Here is a 12980-nt window from a genome sequence, read left to right as displayed (position 1 = left end):
TCGAGGGCGAAGGTGAAGGTGAAGAACCCGTCGAGGGCGAAGGTGAAGGTGAAGAACCCGTCGAGGGCGAAGGTGAAGGCGAAGAACCCGTTGAGGGCGAAGGTGAAGGTGAAGAACCTGTTGAGGGCGAAGGTGAAGAACCTCTCGATGCTTGGGAAGCTGATGTAACACCTAGAGGTGATGTCGATGGAAGATTTACTGTAACTGACTGGGTAATGATAGGTCGTTTTGCTGCCGGACTCGAAAAAGCCGAGCCGGGCATCGAATTCCAAAAGGCTGATTGTGCTCCTTATGATACCGGCGGTGACGGTCATATTGATGTGGCGGATTGGGTGCAGGCAGGTCGATATGCCAGTGGTCTAGATCCCAAACAGAAAGCGACGGGACCGACCGAACCTATCGACTAAGAAGCCGATAAAGCCTTAGAATATTGTGGTTTTAGAATGAGCCGAGGGCTCAGGATACCGGGTTCCCAAACCTTACTTTGGGAACCCGGTCTTTGTTGATTTTTGTTTCGCAGACATCACAGCCACCGACTGTTTTTCAATACACTCCTGATCTTGTCGTTCTGTGCAGCCACGCCGCTACACCGGAAAGCGTTGTGCGCCTCCTCGTCCTTCTTGTCCATAAAAAAAGAAAGTTCTTTGCCACGCATCTGCTTCACAGTGAAGAATCTGATGACGCCGAGGGGCGGCGATGCGGTCTTTGACTATAGGCCGTGAACTCCTGCCTCTGCAACACCTTGCCTTCACATTCCCACGTGACACTCTATACCAAAAAACTTTTTGTGTCTCTCGTCCATTTTGTCCATCCTGTCCATTGGGTCCATCTAGTCCATCAAAAAAGAAGATCCTTTTCCGCAAATCTTCCTCGCAGTGAAGAATCTGGTGGTGGGACATTAGGGACTTATTCGGGTGTTTTTTATTAGAACTATTGTACGGAAGATCTCCGTGATGTCTTCTTTTTTAAGACCGGTTGCATTTCAACCTTGAACCTGCGCTTCGATTTTTTTATATTTTTTTTTGTGTAAAAAGTGTTTCAGTGGTATACTGAATACCTGCACAGGCTCCCTGTGTACGAGGGAGCGAAATTTTGTTACTTATACGGAGAACTCGAAAGCATGTCAGGTCATTCCAAGTGGAGTACAATCAAACGTAAAAAAGGCGCGGCAGATGCAAAACGCGGCAAAATATTTTCCAAATTGACGAAAGAAATCACGGTGGCGGCACGAGCCGGCGGCGGAGACCCTGCGTCAAATGCGCGGTTGCGACAGGTATTGATAGCTTGCAAGACAGCTAATATGCCCAGCGACAATATTGACCGTGCCATCAAAAAGGGAACGGGAGAGTTGCCGGGCGTCACCTACGAAGAGGTGCGATATGAGGCCTATGGCCCCGGCGGCGTAGCCTTGGTGATTGACGTGCTGACAGATAACAAAAACCGAACCGTGGCGGAAATCCGTCATCTGGTGAATCGTTTCGGCGGCAACATGGCTGAGTCCGGCGCGGTAACCTGGAATTTTGAACCCTACGGATCCATTTGGATTGAAAAAGAAGGGTTGAGCGAAGAGGAAATCTTTGAGAAAACCGTAGAAGCGGGAGGCGATGACGTTGATATCTCCGATGATGGTTATGAGATTATCACAGCGCCCAACCAACTCCATGCCGTGGCGGAAGCCTTAACCTCAATGGGTCTGAATCCTTCTGAAGTGAAACTGACCATGGATGCGAAAACTACCATTGATGTGGAAGGAAAGACGCTGTCATCCTTGTTGCGCTTGCTTGAGGAGTTGGAAGATCTTGACGACGTGCAAGATCTCGTATCCAATATGAATGCCAGCGAAGATGCGATGAACGCCGCAATGGAAGAATAAATGTTGGTCGTCGGTTTCGATCCCGGCAGCGCGGTTACCGGTTTTGGGGTGGTGCGGGGGAAAGGAAATCGCCTGTCCCACTTGGATCACGGTGTCATCCGAACTTCCTCATCCGATGCCATGCCCCTTCGCTTACGGCAGCTGTATACCAAGGCCTTTGCGTTGATCGAAAAATATCAGCCCCACACGGTCGCTGTGGAACGCATCTATTTCAAGCAAAATGTTTCCACAGGGATTTTTGTGGCGCAGGCCCGTGGCGTATTGCTGCTGGCTGCGGCACAAGCGGACTGTCCGGTCGGCGAATTTAGCCCCACAGAAATGAAAAGCGCGGTAACGGGCTATGGGCGTGCCGATAAGGCACAGCTTCAGGAGATGGTGCGCCGTCTATTGAATCTTGACGCTGTGCCGCGTCCCGATGATGCCGCCGATGCCCTGGCACTCGCCATTTGCCAAATTCAAATTGGTAAAGTTCAAAGCCGTCTGGAAAATCTTACATGAACCGACGGCTTCCCTTTTGTTCGTGATTTTGTTGACGTCTTTTGTTAGAATAGATCTGCTTTTATAGAGATCGCACCTTGTCAAGTTACGAATAAAAAAGGAACCGCTAAAGGATTATGCCTTCATGAAGTGCACGGCGGCAGCGAGGTGATACCATGAAATTACAAGCAAAATGGCGTATTATGGGGCTTGTAAGTCTTTTTGTTAGTTATGCTTTGGTCACTTTCAGGAACATAATCCTCTACCCGGGCATCAGCAAAATTGCGATCGTCTTTTATTGGTTCGTTTGTATTCTGTTATTGCTCGTTGCACTCTATACCGCTTTATTGGATTATCGCTTTACCAAACTTAAATACAAAATAGAGCAGCGTGATTTGTTTCGGGAGAATTTCTTGACGGAAGAATTTAAAAAGATCCTGAAAAAAGCTGATGAAAAAGAAGCGGAAGATAACCCGTCAGAGCCTGATTAAGACGTATCCCTCCTTGACTCATTTCTCCGGAGATTCACGCTTCGGCTTCGATGGAAAACGTGTTTCCACATAAGATTCCAGAATCGCTAAAAAATCCTGTGTGATCTCTTCGTAGCTTCCTTTTAAAACGGCGGTCTTCTCTCCGTCGCAATAGATGGGACAGAGGGGATGCTCATTATTGCCGGGCAGGCTGATACCGATGTGCGCGGCTCGAGATTCCCCCGGACCATTCACAATACAGCCCATCACGGCAATGCGCAGGCTTTCAATGCCCGGGTGGGCTAGGCGCCACTGCGGCAATCGCCGGCGGATGTATGCTTCCGTATCAGCAGCAAGGCGTTGAAAATCATCGCTCGCAGTGCGGCCGCACCCCGGGCACGCGGTCACTGTTGGCGCAAATTGGCGCAATGACAGCGACTGCAGCAGCTGCTGCGCAGCGTATACCTCCTCGCAGCGATCGCCGCCGGGCATGGGTGTCAACGATACGCGGATGGTATCGCCGATCCCTTCTTCCAATAAAACGCCCATAGCCGCGGAACTCCAGATCAGGCCCTTCATACCCAGCCCCGCTTCTGTCAGCCCCAGGTGCAGCGCTTGCCGCGTTTGTGTTGCCAGTTCACGATAAACGGCAATCAGGTCAACGGGCTGGCTGCTTTTACAGGAAAGCACGATGCGATCTTCCCGGACACCCAGAGCAAGCGCCTGTTCTGTAGCTTGCAATGTTGACAATACCATGCAGCGATTTATCACGGAAGCGGGAGGGGAGGGATGAGCTTGATCGTCATTTTCTTTGAGCATAGATCCCAACAGATCACCATCCAAGGAGCCTGCATTGACTCCGATACGCAAGGCTTTATCCAGATCTCGGGCGATGCGGCAAATGGCAGCAAAATGCTGTTCCTTCTCTTTGCCCATCCCCACATTTCCCGGATTGATACGGTACTTTTGCAGCGCCTCAGCACAATCAGGATAATCCTGCAACAATTTATGACCATTATAATGAAAATCGCCGATAAGCGGCGCTGTTACGCCTGCATCCAACAGGCGCGCTTTGATTTCAGGGACCGCTGCTGCTGCGCGCGGCGTATTGACGGTGATGCGGAGCATTTCTGCGCCGGCCTCTGCAAGAGCGGCACATTGTTGGGTTGTTGCTTCAATATCCGAACTGTCCGTGTTCGTCATGGCTTGCACAACAATAGCTGCATCGCCGCCCATACGCACCGTACCAATTTGAACGGGAATTGTATTTCTGCGTTTCATGAATTATGGTTCCGTAGTTGATCTGTGATTATAAAATAACAAATCGGACTTATTTATATTCTTTACATGTCGACGGATTTTATTGAATACTGTACCTGATTTTTGGAAAGGATCGGTAAAAGAAAGCCTTTCTTCCCTTAACCGAGAAAAAATAATAGCGTGGTAATACGATCAATCTGAAAAAAAAATATGCTATAAAAATAACAGTGTGCCGGTAAAATCGTTTCGTGCAAGTGCGTTATCAGTCTCTTTTCATATACACTATAGGTGAAGAAAGTATTGACCTGTTGTCGGCTCAAATCTATGCCTCCGGATTTAACCCCCAAAAAGATCGAAAATTTATGGCCTCGTCCTATATTACTTTGGTGCGTTACGGTTTTGCCTCCTTGTTTGCGTTAGTGCGCGGTGTGACAGGGATCGGGCGAACGCCGCTTTTTATATCTTGGAACCTCACCTTTCGCTGCAATTTGCGATGTGCCTATTGCGGCGCAGCAGATGCGCCCCGACGGGAAAGCAGCACGGAAGAAATTAAAACGGGGCTGGATCAGCTTTATCGCCTTGGCGGTCGATGGGTGACCTTTGGCGGCGGGGAACCCTTACTACGCCGTGACCTGGGAGAACTGATCGATTATGCTAAACAACGCAGATTTCAAGTCTTCCTCAGCAGCAACGGCTCTTTTATTCCGGAACGTATTGACGAACTGCGGCGCGTCGATAACATCAATTTAAGTTTGGACGGTCCGCAACAAATCCATGACACCATACGGGGCGCGGGTGCCTTTGACGCTACCCTGCGCGCCGCAGAAAGTCTGCAAAAAGCGGCGCTTCCTTTCTCCTTTCAGTGTGTGTTGGCAAACCACAATTTGAATTGTGTGGAAGAAACGCTCCTGCTTGCCAAAGAGCAGGGCGCATGGATGATGTTTCAACCGGCAACGCAATGGCTGGATTCATCGACAAAGCCCAACCCCTTCGCGCCGCCTGTCGACGCCTATCGCGAAACGATCAAGCACTTGATGCAGCTAAAGAAAGCAGGCTTGCCCGTAGCCAATTCAAAAGCGGGACTGCGCCACCTCATGCAATGGCCTGACGATCGTGCGATTCGATGTCTTGCCGGGCGGCTTATGGTGAGTGTTGAACCGGACGGTACGATGATTTCCTGTCACCAATGCGAAGTCGCCCGATTCCTCAAAGCAACGGATGCCCCTAATAATTCACTAACCGAACAGTTTCTGCAAACCAAGCCGCCCCGGGGCTGCGTGCAATGTTGGTGTGGACCTATTGTAGAGCTTGCTTTAGTTTGTTCGCTCCATCCGGAAGCGATTTGGAACACGCTCCGCCGGTTTTAACCACCCCTCTTTCCTTGGGCGCCCCGTCAAAAAAAACAAATCTGAAGACCCAATCTCTTAAGCCATATCTATTGTGATGTGCTATAATTAGACAGCAAATAGGATAACCATGGTTGTATTGAGGGGATACTTGCCCATCATTTTGATATTCTTTTGTGGGCGGGATCCCTGCGAAAGGGTGTTTCATGAAAGAAAAACTTTTATTTTTTACCACTCTCTTTGTTCTGGCTCTTGTTCCTTTATTTGGCGGCGGCTGTTCCGCGCCCGCAAGTCATTCAAACGTGTCGATTGGAGAAGCCTTACCCGATTTTTCGTTGAAAGATTTACAAGGAGAGACCCATACACTAAGGGGCTATGCGGGAAATGTGGTGGTGTTGGAAATGTCGAATATTGAATGTCCCTGGTCTGTCGGAGCGAATCCCGATTTGATTGAACTTCAAAACCGCTATGCGGATGAAGGGGTTGTCTTTTTGGGTATTGATTCTCACGCAACAAAGACAGTCGATGAGATTCGTGCCTTTACGGAAAGTATTGAGTTGAATTTTCCGATGCTTAAAGATGTAGATAATGTTTACGCTGATGTGCTGGGGGCGGTGACGACACCGGAAATCTATATTCTCGATAAGGCTGGAAAGCTCGTTTATCACGGAGCTTTTGATGATCGGAAGCAGCCGGACGAAAAAGGCGCCCATGCCTATACAGAAAATGCAATTAAAGCAGCATTGGCCGGTGAAGCGGCTGACCCTGCCGAGGTCAAATCAAGGGGATGCACCATTAAAAGAAAGTAAGCGTGCTGAGAGAGATTTATTTTGCTAAAAAAAACTACAATACTTTTTATAGGACTGTTCTTTGTTGTCGCTATAGTTGGATGTAAAGCCGGGCCGACCGTAGTCTGGGAAGCTCAGACCGTTGATTTGACCGGCGCTGCAGAAATTGCCGCCGCCATTCAGTCAGAAAAAGGAAAGGTGCTCGTGCTCAATTTTTGGGCAAGTTGGTGCCTCCCTTGTGTAGAAGAATTGCCTGCATTGTCATCGTTTTACGAGCAATACAAAGGCAGGGGTGTCACGATTTATGGCGTTTCCCTTGACGATCCCGATACCCTTGAAAGTCTGATTAAACCTTTTATTGCGAAAAACAATATACCCTATGCCATACGTGTTCTAACAGATCGGGATGTGGATTTGGTATCACAAGCGGTGAAAACGCCCATAACAGGCGCGTTGCCGGTAAGCTTGATTTATGATCGAAAAGGCAGGCTCGTTCATAGTCAGGAAGGCTTAATCACTTTGGAAATGTTGGAAGAATTTGTGAAACCCCTACTCTAGCCTGTCGGTCTGATCTCACAGTTTGACTTATCGGAGCAGAATAAACAGAGCCCATGTTTCCTGTCTATGTTTGAAAAAAAACCTAGAAAAGAGTATACTGCAAGTGGCTATTCATGCGCTGTAGATGGATCAAAAACATACAGAGGATACATTAAAAATCTTGCATAGCCTGTCCCGAGATAAACATGTCTCGGAATCGGGCATGTTCTAACGTTAACTATTCAGGAGTATCGTAATATGTGGACCCCCGGAATTGGAGAATTAGTAATTATTTTCCTAATCGTTTTGGTGCTATTCGGTGGCGGAAAGCTGTCGGGTGTAGGAAAATCTCTCGGTACCGCTATCTCCGAATTTAAGTCAGCCATAAACGAAGACAAAAAAGAAGAACCGGAAAAAACAACGGAAGACGCCCCTGAAGCATAATTAAAGTTTCTTGCCCAAGGATCTAACGGATTAGCCGTTTTTTTTACTGTTTCGGAAGGGAGGATAAGTATGCCTCAGAAGCGTACTGTATCACGACGGAATTTTTTGAAAACCGCCGGGAAATCGGCAGCAGTCTTTGCCATAGTACACCGTCATGTTTTGGGGGGTGCCCAATTTACGGCGCCCAGCGTAGAGATTACCCGTGCTGTTATCGGTGTGGGAGGGATGGGACATGGCCATCTCGGCTACCCCGGCGCAAGAACGATTGCTGTATGTGATGTAGATCAAAATCACTTGCAAAGTGTGCTGGAGCGGCTGGAAGCCGGCGTTGACGGTTACCGCGATTTTCGCGAAGTGTTGGCGCGGGACGATGTTGATGTGGTGCATATTGCCACGCCGCCGCACTGGCACGGAATCATGAGCGCTGAGGCAGTGAAAGCGGGAAAAGATGTGTGGTGCGAAAAGCCCATGACCCGTACCATTGGTGAAGGCCGACGCGTAGCCGAAGCGGTGCAGCGCCATGGCAGCATCTTTCGTCTAAACACATGGTTTCGCTTCCGAGATAAATTCTACGGCTTTAATGCTCCCGTTCAACCGATTAAAAAAGTCGTTCAAAATCGGTTGCTTGGTTGGCCTCTTACCGTAACAGTGGGCCCCGGAACGGGTTTCGACTGGAAATTCCAGTGGAGCGGCCGCACCGATTTGGTTGAAGAAGCGGTGCCGGAAGAACTGGACTATGATTTGTGGCTGGGGCCGGCGCCCTACAAGCCCTATCATCCCCATCGTGTACATGGAACCTTCCGTGGCTACTGGGATTATGACGGCGGTGGTCTTGGCGATATGGGACAGCATTACTTGGATCCTGTTCAATACTTACTCGAAAAGGATGATACAAGCCCTATAAGCGTGAGTGTTGATGCGCCCTTACAGCACCCTGACGCGGCAAGTTCATGGCGCCGAATTGAGATGACCTATGCAGACGGCTGCAAAATTATTTTGGATGCAGAAGCCACCGGAGATATCCCTTTTATTTCCGGGCCTGAAGGTAAATTATATAAAGACATGCGGTGCACGCTGCCCGGCTTTGAAAAACTGCTCGCCTCCTTGCCCGAGCCGGATTATCAAGAACCTGATTTTTATCGGGCAGTCAAAGATCGGCGCAAGTTCCCGCTCAATGAAGCCAATGGACACCGATCCTGCACACTCGTAAACTTGGGAATTATTGCCGTGCGATTGGGGCGCAGCCTCCAATATGATCCCGTGGCTGAGCAGTTCATTGACGATGATGCTGCAAATCGGCTCATCAATCAGCCCATGCGCGCGCCGAGGCACCTATAATACCAACGATGACTTAAAAAGGGAGAATGCTTTTCATGCGCTATTCATCAGCAGTTCGTTTTCTATTTGTTTTGACGTTGACCTCCTTCACGGTGAGTTTGTCCACGGCCTATGCTTTGAGTTTGGATGAATATTTGCAATCCATGCCGCCGGAAACGCCGACAGAAGCAGATGCGTTATTTGCCCAACTTGCCGAAGAATCGGACACACTCTTAACATCCTTGTGCGACCGGATCCTTCCCCCGAACCAAGTCCCTGATGCTGAAGCACAATTCGCTATTTATGGGTTGGTCAAACATGTTGTTTTGCCGGGGCGGGAAGTTCAACGCGACCGTGTGGCTCGCTGTCTGGAAAAAGCCCTGCATAATGCAGATAATCCGGAGGTATCCCGTTTTTTCATGGCGCAACTGCGTGTTTGTGGTGATGCCAAAAGCCTGAAAGAACTGGAAAGTTATGTCTGCGATCCTGTGTTGTGTGAAGATGCCGTGCAAAGTATCGCTGTCATAGGAAGTTTTTCTGCCCTTGTACCCTTATTCATGTTGAATTGCAATGAAGCGCCGCAAAAAGATGCCAGTGTACAGAACGCATTGGCGCGCTTTAACAGCATGGCGGACTTCACACCGGAAGGAACCGGGTTGACGCAAGAGTTGTTGATGGCTTTAGCTGACCCTAGTATCCAAGAAGATCAAGAGCGGCTTGTCACACTGTGTCGCGATGCCTTACATCTAGAAAACGTGAAACCGCAATACAAAGCCATGGTTCTCCAAGCACTGGTAACGGCTGCCGGCGAAGAGGCATTGCCACTGTTGTTGGAAGCCGCACAATCATCGGAGCCCCTGCTTTGGGGGACAGCTCTTTTTTTAACGACCCAACTGACGAGTGCGACGACAACTCAGGCATGGTTGGAAGCACTGCCCGATTTCTCGGCTGTCGTACAGCCTGCCGTACTGCGTATGCTTGCAAATCGCGACGATCCTGCCGTAGCGAAGGCAATACAAGAATCGTGTTCCCACGATGCTATGGAAATGCGTCTTGCCGCCTATGAGTGCGTCACCCGCACGTCCGATTCAAGCATGACGGGCATACTCTTGGATGCACTGGCGCAGGCACAAGACAAGCTAGAGATAAACGCTATTCAGGCGGCGTTTCTACGGATCACTGATTTGGAAGATGCCGCGTTGCGGGCTTTGGACAACCGACCTGATTACGAAACGAACATGAGCACGGAAACAAAGCTCGTTGCCCTTGAGATTATCGCAGAACGCCGCATGGGAAGTGCACCTTTCAAAGATGCCGTATATGGATTTATAGAAGATGAAAACGGCGAGGTGCGGCGCAAGGCATTTGCTGCTTTAGGCGCAACAGGCGAACTGTCGGATATTGAACTTTTATTTCAATCCCTTCTGGAAGAAGAAGCCAACGCAGAGAAAACAGAGGCGGGGGAGGCTATCGTTGCGCTCTCGAATCGGTACGAAGCCGCTGATGACGTCACGGTGAAAACAGGGGAGATGTTGACCCACGCCACAGGAAACAACTGCGCGGCTTTGATGAAAGTGTTGTCGGCCATCGGGACAGCACAAGCATTGGACATCACCGCGGCAGAGGCGGAACGGGCGTTACGCGGCGAACGAGAAGATTCGGAAGGAGCCGCGCCTTACTTGGATGCGCTCGGCAGCTGGGCATCCTTGGATGCCGTCGAAATTCTTGATGGACTTTGGGAAAAGGCGCCCGACGAATCGTTGCGCATGGAAGTACTGAAACACTATATCGCTTCCATTCAACGCAATTATCCACAAGCCCAAAAACAACAGCCTGTATTGGCTGCGCTTGAAGAAAAATGTAAGACTGACGCTGAACGTAAGGCGGTAAATACCGCTCTTGCCAGAGTCGAAAAAGAGCTGAAACAAAAAAAATAAGGGCAGCGCAAATTTTTGCAGTCCGGGTGCGATATGATGCGCCGTCTACCTGGAGAGCCTACTATGACTATCCCCATAGGGTGGCACTGCTTTGGCAGCTCAAAAGAAAATGTCCTTTCCGTCTTAATGCTCCATGGTTTTATGGGGTGTTCTAAGGACTGGATCCCCGTAACAAAAGCCCTAAACATGCGCAATTACCGCTATGTCTGTCCTGACTTGCCGGGACATGGGACCGTACAGCATATTCTTGAAGGGGCTGATAAGAGCATGAAAGAGGTGGCGGCGGCGCTCAGGGCGGGATTGCCCGGACGCTTGGCAAGACCTTGTGCTCTCTCCGGCTATTCCATGGGCGGACGCCTTGCTCTCTACCTCGCTTTACAGTATCCAACCCAATTTAGCAGACTTGTCCTGATTTCCGCTTCTCCCGGCATTGAGGATGCGGAAGAACGGGCCGCCCGACGCCTGAGCGACAAACAATTGGCGTTGCATTTGCAGCAGTTCGGACGGCCCGGAGAACGGCTCAAAGAACCTGTTGTTCCTAAAAATCCAAACAATACCGAACCGGCATGGGATTCTAATTTCGAATCTTTCCTGAAGCGATGGTATAGCCAACCACCCTTTACCCATCTACAGAAAAAACCAGATTTAAGAACGCGATTGATTGGCAATAAATGCGGCAATCATCCTCGTGCGTTGGCAGCGTCTTTAATCGGAATGGGAACCGGAATGCAGCCCAATCTGTGGCATCGGATCCATAACCTGAAAATTCCTGTTCTGCTCATTACCGGGGAATACGATGAGAAATTTACGCGCATCGCTCTGGCTGTGAAAGAACGTGTGCCCCACGCTCAACATGCGGTCATCCCGGATAGCGGACATATTCCACAAGAAGAAAATCCGGGGACTTTTGCCGCTGTACTGAAAGTCTTTCTTAAGGGGGAAACGGACGACGAAGCACAAAACGCTTACGACTCCACAGTTCCAAAAGATGCTCCGCAATAATTGAATCGGTCGGATACTTTTGAAGCATTCACGACAAGAAAGGAGTTGCGTTTTGTTGTGACAGCTATCAAAAAAACGATGCACTCAGCCTTTCTGAGAGACTATGGGTATTCCTTTTGAGTTAAGGTGGGTGGATAAAGCCCCTTGAAGAAGTAACGGTAAGTCTTGTTTTAAGATGAGAAGAACGGTTAACGCCTGGCGCTGATCTCTTGATAGTCTGGTTATATTAGTCCTAGCCATTGGAAAAAGATTTTTGAAAGCGGGGTCTTCCTTCTCGAATAGACTTTTCAAATCGATCGTTTCATTATTCATTGGGATGGCAATACTATCTTCAATCTTAGAAATGGTCTTTTCTGCATTTGCGCTTTCATGGGTGCCGCGAAATAGTTTCTTTAATCCATTATCAATCAATTCTTTGCGTACATGAAATTTCAACTCAGATAAGGCATCTCTATCCTCTGTTGTAAAATCTGCAAGGATATGGATCTCATAGACAATCGTAGCTAAAGCGGTTGTCTTATCACTGGGAAGACCAAAGGCGCTTCTCGTCGTTTGTTTAAGTTTCGGTTTTCGGATTTGATTCCATTCATAGGCGAAAATATCGTAAAGAACCTTTCGTAATGTTTTAATCTCCTCCTCTGTGAACCCAGCCTTCTTTTTTAAAGCTACAAACTTTTCTTCAAATTGGTTTCTTAGCGGTTTGGCACTATTATCGTAGGGGCCACCGGCGTTATAACCCCAATGAAAAAAATACCGATGTTTTACGGACGAAAAGTCATCAGGCAATTTTGCCGCCAGTTCAGGAGCTTTTTGTCGTATCTTGTTCTTTAATCTGTCTGCTTGTAATTCTTCAGCGTTGTCAATAGTGGATGAAAAATCATTTAAAAAACGATTAAGACTCGCATTTGTATAATTTTCATCGATACCCATAACCTTCAGGGTTAAAAGCGTGTGATCTTTGGCCGCAGGAAGACCTACAGCAATAAAGGCGGTCAAAATGCACGTGCAGATCAACAGAGGATAAATGTAAAGCGTGGTGCTTGGCGCCCGATGATTGGTTTTAGAGATTTTCATTGTACCGCCTAATATTGTGTTAAAAAAAGAGATGATCCTTTGTGCCGCATAGCTGTTTTTACCGAAACAAACAATAGTATCACTGGTTATCCAATACAAGATACCTAGCATTAGGATTTATATTAACATAAAATACTATAAATAACTCTCCGCATTATCCTTTTTCAGCGTATTGATCAGGAGTTGATCGAAATACTTTCCCTCCGTTATGTAAATGAGCCCATTTTAAAAGACTTGAAAAGCATCGGAAAAGGTGGTGCTAGTCGATTTCTTCCGTGTTGCGAAAACCGACACGCCTCTTTCAAAATAAGCTTACACGTGGAATCTTATTCATAGGAATCGATCCCAAATTAAGGCATTAATTAGACCTCCTCAAATCCAGGCTTGTATAACCTGCTATAATTTGTTAGAATGTATGGTTTCATATATTTTGAATACGAAGGATCGCTATGTCC

The 12980-nt window shown here is 48.3% G+C and carries 12 protein-coding genes and 1 pseudogene; 10 read left to right on the top strand and 3 right to left on the bottom strand.

Annotation, left to right across the window (positions count from 1 at the left end; genetic code table 11):
• Positions 1 to 136: pseudogene (locus GX117_15030) on the bottom strand (phosphate ABC transporter substrate-binding protein PstS).
• 984 nt (positions 137 to 1120) lie between these two features.
• On the opposite strand from GX117_15030, the gene GX117_15025 reads away from it, so the two are divergent.
• The 3 genes from GX117_15025 to GX117_15015 all read left to right on the top strand — a co-directional run bounded on the left by GX117_15025 (position 1121) and on the right by GX117_15015 (position 2841).
• The gene (locus GX117_15025; GenBank protein NLO34640.1) at positions 1121 to 1873 is read left to right on the top strand and encodes a YebC/PmpR family DNA-binding transcriptional regulator; all 753 of its coding nucleotides are present in this window, start codon (positions 1121 to 1123) and stop codon (positions 1871 to 1873) included.
• On the top strand, positions 1874 to 2371 hold the full coding sequence (ruvC, locus tag GX117_15020; protein NLO34639.1) for a crossover junction endodeoxyribonuclease RuvC: 498 nt from the start codon (positions 1874 to 1876) through the stop codon (positions 2369 to 2371).
• 155 nt (positions 2372 to 2526) lie between these two features.
• Positions 2527 to 2841 carry a hypothetical protein gene (locus GX117_15015; GenBank protein ID NLO34638.1) on the top strand — a complete coding sequence of 105 codons (315 nt, stop codon included), beginning with the start codon at positions 2527 to 2529 and terminating at the stop codon, positions 2839 to 2841.
• Between the two features lie 18 nt (positions 2842 to 2859).
• Here GX117_15015 and ispG read toward each other — a convergent pair whose 3' ends face one another.
• Complete coding sequence (gene ispG / locus GX117_15010; GenBank protein ID NLO34637.1) at positions 2860 to 4101, bottom strand: flavodoxin-dependent (E)-4-hydroxy-3-methylbut-2-enyl-diphosphate synthase; 1242 nt, start codon at positions 4099 to 4101, stop codon at positions 2860 to 2862.
• Positions 4102 to 4442: 341 nt separating this feature from the next.
• Here ispG and GX117_15005 point away from each other — a divergent pair, with 341 nt between their 5' ends.
• From GX117_15005 to GX117_14975, 7 genes are all read left to right on the top strand, one after another.
• The gene (locus GX117_15005; protein ID NLO34636.1) at positions 4443 to 5447 is read left to right on the top strand and encodes a radical SAM protein; all 1005 of its coding nucleotides are present in this window, start codon (positions 4443 to 4445) and stop codon (positions 5445 to 5447) included.
• 185 nt (positions 5448 to 5632) lie between these two features.
• Positions 5633 to 6235 carry a redoxin domain-containing protein gene (locus GX117_15000; protein NLO34635.1) on the top strand — a complete coding sequence of 201 codons (603 nt, stop codon included), beginning with the start codon at positions 5633 to 5635 and terminating at the stop codon, positions 6233 to 6235.
• A 21-nt stretch (positions 6236 to 6256) separates the two neighbouring features.
• The gene (locus tag GX117_14995; protein NLO34634.1) at positions 6257 to 6772 is read left to right on the top strand and encodes a redoxin domain-containing protein; all 516 of its coding nucleotides are present in this window, start codon (positions 6257 to 6259) and stop codon (positions 6770 to 6772) included.
• A gap of 237 nt (positions 6773 to 7009) precedes the next feature.
• Positions 7010 to 7195 carry a twin-arginine translocase TatA/TatE family subunit gene (locus tag GX117_14990; GenBank protein ID NLO34633.1) on the top strand — a complete coding sequence of 62 codons (186 nt, stop codon included), beginning with the start codon at positions 7010 to 7012 and terminating at the stop codon, positions 7193 to 7195.
• Positions 7196 to 7264: 69 nt separating this feature from the next.
• The gene (locus GX117_14985; GenBank protein ID NLO34632.1) at positions 7265 to 8533 is read left to right on the top strand and encodes a Gfo/Idh/MocA family oxidoreductase; all 1269 of its coding nucleotides are present in this window, start codon (positions 7265 to 7267) and stop codon (positions 8531 to 8533) included.
• Between the two features lie 35 nt (positions 8534 to 8568).
• Complete coding sequence (locus GX117_14980; GenBank protein ID NLO34631.1) at positions 8569 to 10449, top strand: hypothetical protein; 1881 nt, start codon at positions 8569 to 8571, stop codon at positions 10447 to 10449.
• A 63-nt stretch (positions 10450 to 10512) separates the two neighbouring features.
• Complete coding sequence (locus tag GX117_14975) at positions 10513 to 11451, top strand: alpha/beta fold hydrolase (GenBank protein NLO34630.1); 939 nt, start codon at positions 10513 to 10515, stop codon at positions 11449 to 11451.
• 84 nt (positions 11452 to 11535) lie between these two features.
• Here the strand turns inward: GX117_14975 and GX117_14970 are convergent, their stop codons facing one another.
• Positions 11536 to 12636, bottom strand: a complete 1101-nt coding sequence (locus GX117_14970; protein ID NLO34629.1) for a hypothetical protein — start codon at positions 12634 to 12636, stop codon at positions 11536 to 11538.
• Positions 12637 to 12980: the final 344 nt, after the last annotated feature.

Source organism: Candidatus Hydrogenedentota bacterium (assembly GCA_012523015.1).
Classification (GTDB): domain Bacteria; phylum Hydrogenedentota; class Hydrogenedentia; order Hydrogenedentales; family CAITNO01; genus JAAYBJ01.
The sequence above is the reverse complement of the archived record's forward strand: the minus strand, read 5'-3'. Positions and strand labels throughout refer to the sequence as shown.

Coding starts and splice junctions, on each gene's coding strand:
- GX117_15025 (NLO34640.1), top strand. CDS start 1,121: ATGTCAGGTCATTCCAAGTGGAGTACAATCAAACGTAAAAAAGGCGCG.
- ruvC (NLO34639.1), top strand. CDS start 1,874: ATGTTGGTCGTCGGTTTCGATCCCGGCAGCGCGGTTACCGGTTTTGGG.
- GX117_15015 (NLO34638.1), top strand. CDS start 2,527: ATGAAATTACAAGCAAAATGGCGTATTATGGGGCTTGTAAGTCTTTTT.
- ispG (NLO34637.1), bottom strand. CDS start 4,101: ATGAAACGCAGAAATACAATTCCCGTTCAAATTGGTACGGTGCGTATG.
- GX117_15005 (NLO34636.1), top strand. CDS start 4,443: ATGGCCTCGTCCTATATTACTTTGGTGCGTTACGGTTTTGCCTCCTTG.
- GX117_15000 (NLO34635.1), top strand. CDS start 5,633: ATGAAAGAAAAACTTTTATTTTTTACCACTCTCTTTGTTCTGGCTCTT.
- GX117_14990 (NLO34633.1), top strand. CDS start 7,010: ATGTGGACCCCCGGAATTGGAGAATTAGTAATTATTTTCCTAATCGTT.
- GX117_14985 (NLO34632.1), top strand. CDS start 7,265: ATGCCTCAGAAGCGTACTGTATCACGACGGAATTTTTTGAAAACCGCC.
- GX117_14980 (NLO34631.1), top strand. CDS start 8,569: ATGCGCTATTCATCAGCAGTTCGTTTTCTATTTGTTTTGACGTTGACC.
- GX117_14975 (NLO34630.1), top strand. CDS start 10,513: ATGACTATCCCCATAGGGTGGCACTGCTTTGGCAGCTCAAAAGAAAAT.
- GX117_14970 (NLO34629.1), bottom strand. CDS start 12,636: ATGCTAGGTATCTTGTATTGGATAACCAGTGATACTATTGTTTGTTTC.